Below are 10,946 nucleotides of genomic sequence, written 5' to 3'. Positions count from 1 at the left end.
GGTTAAAGCTGAAGAATATATTAGGATGAAAATTTCACCAAATATAAGTAATTTTACTGATGAACAGGAAAATCAGTTGATAGTCAGAAGAAGCGAAATTTCTTCAACTATTAGAACAAAACATAATCAAACAATCACCATGGCAGCAATGACCCTGGATGAAATTTCAGAATATAAGAGTAAGGTACCGGTGTTGGGTGATATTCCCCTGATCCGCTGGTTATTTAGAGAAGAAAGCAATAAAAAAGGTGAAAGAGAGATGTTGATTTTTATTACACCTAAGATTATAGGTCAGTGAGGGAGCTAAGATGAGAAAAATAATTTTTTTAATGCTGATTTTTATAATCTTTTTTGTTTTTAATACAGTTCAGATGGGAAACTTTGTTCTAGCAGCTAATCCAAATCAAATAGGATACAGTTTAACAGTTATAGATTTAACTGAAGAGAGTTGGCTAAATAGGAAGTTAGAACAATTATCACTTAATACTGAGCAGACAGGTGATTTTGAATTTATTTATTCTGAGAATGAAATTAATATTTTGTCTGCAAAAATAGTTGATAATTTAGTTCTTTCAGCAGAAAAATCACAACAGAAATCATTGAGTATTGCGAATCCAACTTTGAGAACAGAAGTCGGTACTACCGCTTATATTAATCTTTCAGAAGAAATTTTAAACTGGGAGCAGAAAGAGTTGAAAACTCAGCTGATAGATTTTTCGACCGAGTTAACCCCCTTAAATCTGACCAGCAAAGGAGAAATTGAGTCAGAAGTCAGGTTTTCAGTTAATTCAGGTACTGATTTTTCTACTACTGTAAGGTTGGCTGCAGGAGAAACTAAACTGATTGGTTTTTTGAAACTAAAAGAAAATAAGGTTAATGATCGCCTGCAGGATAGAAATCAAAATAAAAGAAAAAGAACTTATGCTATTTATTTAAGCTCCAATATAGCGGATTTAGGACCTGCTGCCAGTCTGGATGGTCTGGATAAACTTCTTTTTAAAAATAAGGAGCCAGTCTTTAGGCTAAATAATCAGTATTTACAAATTATTTTTACTGAAAAATATTCATCTGATATAGATTTTCAGTATCAGACCAAAAACAAAAAGAATATACTTAATTTTAAAAGTAGAGAAGATTTTTCTTATCTGGAACTTGGTTTGGAATTTTCAATTACTGATGGACTTTTTATTGATTCAAAAGGTGTATTTGAGGATAATAATTACAAAGTCTTGTTAGGTTTTGATGATATAATCCAGTTTAGCAAAAATCTAAGCCTGACAGCAGGATTATATCCTTTTGTATTTTCATTAACAGAAACTAAATTTGAAGATTATGCAGCTTACACTGGGTTTAATTATATACCTGGACCACTGGTTTTTAATTTAAACTATTTTCATAATCTTGAAATTGAAGTTTTGAGATTAGAAACAGGTCTTAAAATCAAGAAGTTACCTTATCTTATGGTAGCTGCAGCTGGTAATTTTGATGGATTGGAGCAAATATTTGCTGGAATGAGATTTCAATTTTGAGTAGTTTTATAGCTAAGTTTGAAAACTGTTAGTACAGAAAAAAAGTAATTACAAAAAATAATTTTAATTAAACCTGGCTAAGATGCCAGGTTTTTACTATGGTAGGCAGGTTTTTATCTGTAACTATGGAATATATTAAGTATACTAAGTTTAGGGGAGGTGTTTATTATAGTTGTAAGAGAAGATATTATAATAAATTTATTGTTAATTTTAGCTTTAAGTGGTTTAGTTGGTTTTGAAAGAGAAAGACATAATAGACCTGCGGGTTTAAGAACTCATATTTTAGTTGGTGTAGGTTCAACTATATTAATGATGATTTCAATTAGTATGAATGTATTATATGAAATGTCTGATGCCGGTAGAATTGCGGCTCAGGTAGTTAGTGGTGTTGGTTTTCTGGGAGCAGGTACAATTATCAAAGAAGGATTTTCTGTAAAAGGGCTTACTACTGCTGCAAGTTTATGGGCCACAGCTGCTATTGGCCTGGCTGTAGGTGCTAATTATTATTTTCTTGCCTCAGTTACTACTTTAATGGTAATCATAGCTTTATTTTTATTAAATCAAATTGAATTTAAAATGGATACTAAGAATTATAAAATTTTAAAATGTAAGGTAGTTGATAAACCAGGTATTTTAGGCAATATTAGTACTATTATCGGTGAACAGAATATCGATATTAAGGATTTTAGTATTGAAAAAAGAGAAGAAGTTAGAAATGAAATATGGATCCAATTTACTCTGCAAATAGCAAAAGATAAGCAGATAGATAATCTAAATAGTGGATTATTGAATTTAGAGGGATTGTTAGAACTAAAATGGGATGAGGTATAGTTGAATGATTCAGAATAGAAATAATATAAAATAAATGAAGGAATTTTACTAACTTATGTTTAATATAATACTAAGTAGTCTACAATAGAATAATAATATTTTTTTAAATTAAAATTATATTTACATTTGATATTAAATTTCTTTTATTGAAATAGTAAATTTAGCAATATATACTTTAAAATATTTTATAAAAGGGGTGATAATTAAGAAAATTAATAAAAAAGAAACTTTTTATTTAAAGAAGAAAGTGGTTGATTTTTGCACTTTAGTCTGATAATATGTTGAATAATAAATAATTAGATTATTTACTATTAACGAGGAGGAGAGAAGTTGACAAAAAAATTATTTTTTAGTTTATTTGCGGTGTTAATGTTGGTTAGTCTTTTATTTTCTTCAAGTGCCTTGGCCCAGGAACCTAATTATGGAGGTACTTTAGTTTTTGGTCGTGGGGCAGATGCTGTTAGACTCGATCCGGCAGATGTCACTGATGGTGAATCAGTAAAAGTACTTACTAATGTTTTTGAAGGTTTAGTAAGATTTAAAGCTGGGAGTACAGAAGTAGAACCGGCTTTAGCTACTCAATGGCGAGTTTCTGATGGTGGAAAGGTTTGGGAATTTAAACTAAGAGAAGGAGTTAAATTTCATGATGGTACAGAGTTTACTGCAGATGATGTAGTATTTACATTTGAAAGACAGATGAATGAAGACCATCCTTATCATAAGGGAGATTTTGCTTACTGGGGTTATATGTACAGTATGGTTGAAAGTGTAGAAAAAATTAATGATTATCAGGTGAAAATTACTTTATCTAAACCATATGCTCCATTTATTTATAATCTCGCTTCTTTTCCAGCATTTATAATTTCAGAAGACGCTATGAAAGATATGGGAGTAGAAGAATTTAGAGTTAACCCAGTAGGAACTGGACCATTTAAGTTTGAAAACTGGGAACATGACTCTCAAATTACTTTATCTGCTTTTGAAGATCACTGGGATGGAAGACCTTATCTTGATAAAGTTGTATTTAGAGTAGTTCCAGAAAATACTACAAGAGTTATGGGCTTAAAAGGAGATGACCTTGATCTAATTGATAACTTTGGTCCGCAAAATGTAGGAACTATTAGAGAGTCAGATAATATTAAACTTATGGCTCAGCCTGGTATGAATGTTTCATATATGGCAATGAACTTTACTAAAGAACCTTTAAATAACAAGAAAGTTAGACAGGCTATAAGTTGGGCTATTGACAAACAGTCAATTATTGAAGGTGCTTATAATGGAGTAGCTTCAGCAGCTAAAAATCCAATGCCACCAACTCTCTGGGGATATAATGATAGAGTAGAAGATTATGGTTATGATCCAGAAAAGGCAAAGGAATTATTAGAAGAAGCAGGATATGGAGATGGATTTAGTATTGACCTCTGGTATCCTAATAACCCAAGACCTTATATGCCAGAAGGTAAAAAAGTTGCTCAATCTATTCAAAGTAATTTAGCAGATGTTGGCATAGAATTAGAATTGGTAACCTATGATTGGGGTACTTATTTGGATAAAACTGAAAATGCAGAACATGATATGGCCTTACTTGGTTGGATAGGAGATAATGGAGACCCTGATAACTTCCTATATGTTCTTCTAGATAAAGATAATGCAACTATGGGTAGTGCAGGGAATATAGCTTTCTATAAAAGTGATGTTCTCCACAAAATCCTAATCCAGGCTCAAGAATCTACAGCAGGAAAGCCTGAAAGAGCTGGTATGTATAAGGCTGCTCAACATGTTATCCATGAAGACGCACCATGGGTACCAATTGCTCATATGAATAAATTTATGGGAGCAGCAAATGATGTAATGGGTTTTGAAATTCATCCTACAGGACAGGTATATTTAAGAAATACCTGGATAAAGTAGAAAAATTAAGTAAGTAAAAAGCAAAAAGTAATAATAAAAAATATCCTGCCAATCTTTTAAGTTGGCAGGATATTACATTATCAAAAAAGAGAGATAATTATAGAGTATGGAGGAATTGAACATGTTTAGATATGTTCTTAAAAGATTATTAATGTTAATACCGGTCTTATTAATAATGTCGTTTTTAATATTTGGAATGATTGATTTGATTCCCGGGGATCCCGCCCAAATGATGTTGGGAACTCATGTTACAGAAGAGACTTTGGAAGAAGCAAGAGAAGAAATGGGATTAAATGATCCTTTTTTGGTTAGATATGGACGGTTTTTAAATGATACTGTTCATCTGGACCTTGGTCAATCTTTAATGTCTAAAAGACCAGTCTGGAATATGCTTGGAGAAAAATTACCGGCTACAATTGAATTATCTGTTTTTGCAATGATATTTGCTTTATTAGTTGGATTAACGGCAGGTTCTATTGCAGCCTGGAAGCAAAATACTATTTTTGATTATTTTTTCTCGATGATTGCTTTGATAGGTATATCAATGCCAGTATACTGGCTTGGTTTTATGTTAATACTTCTATTTGCAGTAACTCTTAATATTTTGCCCACAGCGGGTAGAATTGCAGCAGAAATGGATTTAAGTGCATTAACCACTAATTTTGTCCTATTTGAAAGTCTTTTAACAGGACAATGGGATTTATTTATTTCCAGTATAAAACATATGATATTACCTGCAATTGCTCTTGGTACAATTCCTATGGCTATAATTGCAAGGATGACAAGATCATCACTTTTAGAAGTGTTAAAACAGGATTATATGAGAACTGCTAGAGCCAAAGGGTTAAAATTTAAAGATATTTTTATTCATGCAATTAAAAATGCAGCTATCCCGATTATAACTGTTTTTGGAATGCAATTTGGTCGTTTTATGGGTGGAGCTGTTCTTACAGAAACAGTTTTTGCCTGGCCTGGAATGGGAAAATGGATACTTGATGGTATCTATAAAAGAGATTTCCCGGTTGTAATTGGTGGAGCTTTGACGATTGCCTTTTTATTTGTATTTGTAAACTTACTGACAGACTTAACTTATACATTATTAGACCCTAGAATTAAATATTGATATGAGGAGTTAGGTAGATATGAAAAATAAGAAAGTGAGAAGTGAGGATTTGGAAAAACAGGATTTTGAGAAATCTAGTCTGGTCTTAGATGCCTGGAAAAGACTAAAAAGAAATAAACTTGCTTTGATTGGAATGATTATATTAGCAGTTTTTGCTTTAACTGCAATCTTTGCTCCAATTCTCGCCCCTTATGATCCTATCAAAATTCACTGGGGTGATGAAGCAGAACCTCCTTTTTGGATGAAGGATAGTTCTCAAGAAACAGCTACTACTAATCAGGAGACTACAACAGAACAGGAAACCACTATGGAACAGGAAACTACAAATAAATCTACTTCTGATGAAGCTAGTACAGAAGATGATAATTCTGGTTGGTCAACTGGAAGTGAAGAAGCCAGTGAAAACGAGAGTTCAACTGAGAGTAGTGGTGATGAAGGAGGCTGGTCTACTGGAACTACTGGTTTAGAAAGTGAAGAAGAATCCAGTGAGTGGGGAAATAGTGATGTAGATGAGCTAACAAAATCAAGTAAAACTTCAGAAGGGACAGATAATTTCTACCTATTTGGTACAGATCAGATGGGAAGAGACCTGCTATCCCGTTTGATATTTGGAGCAAGACTAACATTACTTGTAGGTTTTGTTTCAGTTAGTATTTCTCTTATAATAGGTACCACTTTAGGCTTGTTATCCGGTTATTTTGGGGGGATAGTAGATACTGTGATTATGAGATTTATGGATATATTACTTTCCTTTCCCTATATATTATTAGCTATTTTTATAGTTTCAATTTTAGGTAGAGGTTTAACAAATGCGATGATTGCTATTGGAATTGTAGGAACACCCAGATTTGCTAGAGTTGTAAGAAGTCAGGTTCTTAGTGTAAAAGAATCAGAATATGTAATGGCTTCGAGGACTTTAGGGGCTGGAGATTCATGGTTAATTACACGACATATTTTGGTTAATTCACTTTCACCTTTAATTGTACAAACTACAATGAGTCTTGCATCAGCTATTCTTTATTCAGCAGCACTCGGTTTTCTTGGCTTGGGAGCCCAGGCACCTACTCCTGAATGGGGAGTTATGTTATCTGATGCTAGATCTGCTTTACTTACAGCTCCCTGGATTATAGTATTTCCTGGTATTGCAATAATACTTTGTGTACTTGGCTTTAATTTACTTGGTGATGGCTTGCGTGATAGTCTTGATCCAAGACAAAAAAGATAATGGAATTTGTGAGGTGTAGCTATGAGTAGTGACAAGAGAGAGAAGCTGCTAGAAATTAATAATTTAACAACATGTTTTGATACAGATAATGGAAAAATAACTGCTATTGAAGATATATCATTTGATCTTTACAAAGGAGAATCTTTAGGTATTTTAGGTGAATCTGGTTGTGGTAAGAGTGTAACAGCTCTCTCCATGATGGGACTTTTACCTGAAGGGGTAGGTTATGTTGAAAATGGTGAAATTATTTTCAATGGTGAAAACTTATTAAATTTAAGTAATAAACAACTTAGGTCTTATAGAGGTAATAAGATGTCTATGATTTTCCAGGAACCGATGACATCTTTAAACCCGGTATTTAAAGTAAAAAAACAGTTATTAGAAGTTTATGAAACTCATTTAGGTTTAAATAAAAAAGAAGGTATGGAAAGAGCTGTTGATATTCTAGATATGGTTGGGATTCCTGACCCAGAAGAAAATATAGATAAATATCCCTATCAATTATCTGGAGGTATGAGACAGAGAGTAATGATAGCTATTGCTCTGGCCTGTCAGCCTGAACTTTTGATTGCAGATGAACCAACTACAGCTTTAGATGTAACAATTCAGGCTCAAATTTTAAAACTAATGAAAGAGTTAAAACAGGAAGTTGATACTTCTATTATGCTTATAACTCATGATTTAGGAGTTATAGCTCAGATGGTAGAAAGAGTATTAGTTTTCTATGCCGGACAGGTAGTAGAGAGAGCTAAAATATCTGATCTTTTCAATGAGCCCAAACATCCTTATACAGAGGGATTGATTCGCTCTATACCTAGAGTTGGTAAAAAACGAAAAAGGCTTGATACGATACCTGGTATTGTACCTTCTCCTTTTGATTTTCCTGAAGGATGTCGTTTTGAGCCAAGATGTGAACAATCAATGGATATTTGTGCAGAAAAACAGCCAATTGAAACTGATGTAGGAAAAGGTCATCAATCTCGCTGCTGGTTAAATGTCAAAGAAGGTGATAGAAGATGAGTGCTGCTCAAAAAGAAGATACTATTTTGAAAGTTGAAGGTTTAAAAAAATATTTTCCACAAAAGAAAGGTTTTTTCAAACAAAAAACTGAATATTTAAAAGCAGTAGATGGAATAACTTTTGATGTGAAAAAAAATGAAACTCTTGGATTAGTTGGTGAATCGGGTTGTGGTAAAAGTACTACTGGAAGAACTATCCTTCATGTCCATGAACCTACTGCCGGGAAAATTTATTTTAATGGAAAGGATATTTCTACTACTACTGAAAAAGAAATGAAAATTTTAAGAAAGAATATGCAGATGATTTTTCAGGATCCATTTGCTTCTTTAAACCCTAGAATGACAGTGAAAAATATTATAGGTGAAGGTTTGAATATTCATAAAATAGATAATAAAAAACAAAGGATGGCAAGAGTAGCTGAATTAATGGAAATCGTTGGATTAAGAAAAGAATATTTGTATAGATATCCTCATGAGTTTTCTGGAGGACAGAGACAACGAATAGGTGTAGCCCGTTCTCTGGCACTTAATCCAGAGCTTATTATCTGTGATGAACCAGTATCTGCTCTTGATGTTTCTATTCAGGCTCAGGTTATAAATTTACTGATGGATTTACAGGAAGAATTTGGTTTGGCTTATATTTTTATTGCCCATGATCTATCAGTTGTAGAACAGATAAGTGATCGAGTGGCTGTAATGTATCTTGGTAAAATAGTGGAGATTACTTCCAGTGAAGAACTTTATAAGAATCCTCTTCACCCTTATACTAAAGGTTTATTACATTCAGTTCCTGAACCTGATCCTTCTAAACCATTAGGAGAGGTTGAACTGAAGGGAGATATTCCCAGTCCAGTTAATCCTCCTTCAGGTTGTAGTTTTAGAACAAGATGTCCAAAAGCTTTTGACCGGTGTAGTGAAGAAGAACCAGAGTTTAGAGAATATGGAGACGGCCATTATGTAGCCTGTCATTTGTTAGATTAAAAAGTATAAAATTAACTATTTAAGGCCTGGCTTTTTGCCAGGCTTTCTATTTTTTATTGACATATGATTATAATCTAGATATAATAATATCTGTAAATCCAAAATTTATCTTAAAGAAAGCAGGTGAAATAGTGGAAATAAAATTAGATTGTCTTCCCTGTATTTATAGACAGGTTTTAGAATCAGCAAGAATGGCAACTGATAATAAAAAATTAATCAGAGAAATAATGAATGATTATGCCAGAATGGTACCTGAAATAGATGATGATACCGTGGCCCCAATTATAGCCGGGAAAATGCAGAAAATAATAAAAGAAAAGACAGGAGTAGCTGATCCCTATCAAGATTTCAAAGAAAAAAATATAAAATCAGCTAAGAAATTTATACCAGTAGTTAAAAAAGAAGTTGAAAAAGCAGAAGACTCAGTTTTTGCAGCTTTAGTTATGTCTGCTATGGGAAATTCTATTGATGCTGGAGTTAGTTTGAATGTTGATATAGAAAAAAATATTGAATTAGCATTAGAAAATGGGTTTGTTAAAAGTGATTATAATAATTTCAAAGAAGAATTACATAAAGCCGATGAATTATTAATAATTGCTGATAATGCAGGAGAGGCAGTTTTTGATAAAATTTTATTAAAAGAATTAAATAATTATGGCTTAAAAATTACTTATGCAGTAAGAGAGCTACCTATTTTAAATGATATCAGTAAAAAAGAGGTTAAAAACCTTGGGCTTGATAAATATGCTAGAATAATTAGTAGTGGAAGTACAGCACCGGGAATGGTTATGGAAGAAGCCAGTTCTGAATTTAAAAAGGAATATAAAGAGTCTGATATAATTATAAGTAAAGGACAGGGTAATTTAGAAGGACTATCAGATGTTAAAGAAAAAATATATTATCTTTTGAAAGCTAAATGTAATCTTGTTGCTGAATTATTAGGAGTTGAAGTTGGAGACTTTGTTTTTATGGAAAAATAGATAAAAAAATGGAAATTACAAAGGAGGAATAAAAAATGAGTTTAACAATCGCCTGTGCTACAGATGATGGAGAAAAATTTATTAGCAGACATTTTGGTGATGCTGATTATTATTACATTTATAAAATTGATGAAGACAAGTCAGAGTTTGTTACTAAAATCAGTAACAATTCAGTAGAAGAGGAAAAACATGCTGATCCTAAAAAGGCAAAAAGTATAGTAAAGATTTTAAAAGATAAAAATGTTCAATGTGGAGTATCCTGTGCTTTTGGTCCTAATATAAAAAGGGTGAAAAAACATATAGTTCCTGTTATAATGAAAGAAGAAGATATGAAAACAGGGATACAAAAGTTAATCGATAATTTTAAGACCTTAGAAAAATCCTGGAATAATGGGAAAAATAGAGAACATATTAATATGTAATAGAGTAAAAAGGAGGAAGCTTTAGTGAAAGATAATAATTTGAAAAAAGTACAGAAAACACTTGGATTAATTTTAATTTTAAATCTAATAGTAGCTGTGCTAAAAATTATTTTTGGCTATTTAATAAAAAGTTCAAGTATGACTGCAGATGGTTTTCATTCTCTGACAGATGGACTTTCAAATGTAATTGGTTTAATTGGGATTCATTTTGCTTCAAAACCTCCAGATAAAAATCATCCTTATGGACATTATAAATTTGAAACAATGGCCAGCCTTTTTATAGGTGTAATGTTAACTTTACTCGGGGCGAATATTATAAGAGGGGCTATACCACAGCTTTTTAATCCAACAATTCCAGAGATATCTTCAATGAGTTTAATAGTTTTAGTTATTACCTTAATTGTAAATATATTTGTAGCAACTTATGAAGCTAAAAAAGGGGAAAAATTAAAAAGTGAAATCTTAATTTCTGATTCCCACCACACTAAAAGTGATATTTATATTTCTTCAGGTGTTTTATTAACTTTAGTATTAATTAGGTTGGGCTTTCCTCCAATAATTGATCCGATTGTATCTATAATTGTGGCTGGATTTATTTTACAGGCTGCTTATGAGATTTTTAAACCAATCACAGGAGTGTTGGTTGATAAAGCAGTTATTGAACCAGAAGAGTTAAAAGATATAATAAAAGATTTTGATCATGTAAAAGAATGTCATCATATTAGAAGTAGAGGAAAAGCAAATGCTGTTTATGTTGATTTGCATTTAGTAGTAGATTCTGATTTAAGTGTAGGAGAATCACATAAGTTAACCCATAAAATAGAAGAAAAGATAAAAAATAGTTTTGACAAAGATATTCATGTATTATTTCATTTAGAACCAGAGGGAGAAGAAATAGGAGATAATCAAATATTAGAATAAAAAA

Annotated in this window: 11 protein-coding genes; all 11 read left to right on the top strand. The window is 32.0% G+C overall.

Annotated elements, in window-relative coordinates; translation table 11 throughout:
* A partial coding sequence (locus VJ881_05825; protein HKL75568.1) for a hypothetical protein occupies positions 1-298 on the top strand: 298 nt, incomplete at its 5' end.
* Between the two features lie 10 nt (positions 299-308).
* Complete coding sequence (locus tag VJ881_05820) at positions 309-1,529, top strand: hypothetical protein (protein ID HKL75567.1); 1,221 nt, start codon at positions 309-311, stop codon at positions 1,527-1,529.
* Positions 1,530-1,688: 159 nt separating this feature from the next.
* A complete protein-coding gene (locus VJ881_05815) occupies positions 1,689-2,360 on the top strand; it encodes an MgtC/SapB family protein (protein HKL75566.1) in 672 nt (223 codons plus the stop codon).
* A 330-nt stretch (positions 2,361-2,690) separates the two neighbouring features.
* Complete coding sequence (locus tag VJ881_05810) at positions 2,691-4,271, top strand: ABC transporter substrate-binding protein (GenBank protein ID HKL75565.1); 1,581 nt, start codon at positions 2,691-2,693, stop codon at positions 4,269-4,271.
* Between the two features lie 121 nt (positions 4,272-4,392).
* Positions 4,393-5,394 carry an ABC transporter permease gene (locus VJ881_05805; GenBank protein HKL75564.1) on the top strand — a complete coding sequence of 334 codons (1,002 nt, stop codon included), beginning with the start codon at positions 4,393-4,395 and terminating at the stop codon, positions 5,392-5,394.
* 19 nt (positions 5,395-5,413) lie between these two features.
* Complete coding sequence (locus VJ881_05800; GenBank protein ID HKL75563.1) at positions 5,414-6,619, top strand: ABC transporter permease; 1,206 nt, start codon at positions 5,414-5,416, stop codon at positions 6,617-6,619.
* 21 nt (positions 6,620-6,640) lie between these two features.
* Positions 6,641-7,639 carry an ABC transporter ATP-binding protein gene (locus tag VJ881_05795; GenBank protein ID HKL75562.1) on the top strand — a complete coding sequence of 333 codons (999 nt, stop codon included), beginning with the start codon at positions 6,641-6,643 and terminating at the stop codon, positions 7,637-7,639.
* Complete coding sequence (locus VJ881_05790) at positions 7,636-8,619, top strand: dipeptide ABC transporter ATP-binding protein (protein HKL75561.1); 984 nt, start codon at positions 7,636-7,638, stop codon at positions 8,617-8,619. Before VJ881_05795 ends, VJ881_05790 begins: the two co-directional genes overlap by 4 nt.
* A gap of 131 nt (positions 8,620-8,750) precedes the next feature.
* Complete coding sequence (locus VJ881_05785) at positions 8,751-9,599, top strand: ARMT1-like domain-containing protein (GenBank protein ID HKL75560.1); 849 nt, start codon at positions 8,751-8,753, stop codon at positions 9,597-9,599.
* A gap of 35 nt (positions 9,600-9,634) precedes the next feature.
* Positions 9,635-10,021 (top strand): NifB/NifX family molybdenum-iron cluster-binding protein, encoded by a 387-nt coding sequence (locus VJ881_05780; protein ID HKL75559.1) that lies wholly within the window; start codon positions 9,635-9,637, stop codon positions 10,019-10,021.
* Positions 10,022-10,045: 24 nt separating this feature from the next.
* Positions 10,046-10,942, top strand: coding sequence for a cation diffusion facilitator family transporter (locus VJ881_05775; GenBank protein ID HKL75558.1), 897 nt, complete (start codon positions 10,046-10,048; stop codon positions 10,940-10,942).
* Positions 10,943-10,946 lie beyond the last annotated feature (4 nt).

It is taken from the genome of Halanaerobiales bacterium, from assembly GCA_035270125.1.
GTDB lineage: Bacteria > Bacillota > Halanaerobiia > Halanaerobiales > DATFIM01 > DATFIM01.
This window is presented reverse-complemented; position numbering and strand designations above follow the sequence as displayed.

Coding starts and splice junctions, on each gene's coding strand:
- VJ881_05795 (HKL75562.1), top strand. CDS start 6,641: ATGAGTAGTGACAAGAGAGAGAAGCTGCTAGAAATTAATAATTTAACA.
- VJ881_05820 (HKL75567.1), top strand. CDS start 309: ATGAGAAAAATAATTTTTTTAATGCTGATTTTTATAATCTTTTTTGTT.
- VJ881_05805 (HKL75564.1), top strand. CDS start 4,393: ATGTTTAGATATGTTCTTAAAAGATTATTAATGTTAATACCGGTCTTA.
- VJ881_05800 (HKL75563.1), top strand. CDS start 5,414: ATGAAAAATAAGAAAGTGAGAAGTGAGGATTTGGAAAAACAGGATTTT.
- VJ881_05790 (HKL75561.1), top strand. CDS start 7,636: ATGAGTGCTGCTCAAAAAGAAGATACTATTTTGAAAGTTGAAGGTTTA.
- VJ881_05780 (HKL75559.1), top strand. CDS start 9,635: ATGAGTTTAACAATCGCCTGTGCTACAGATGATGGAGAAAAATTTATT.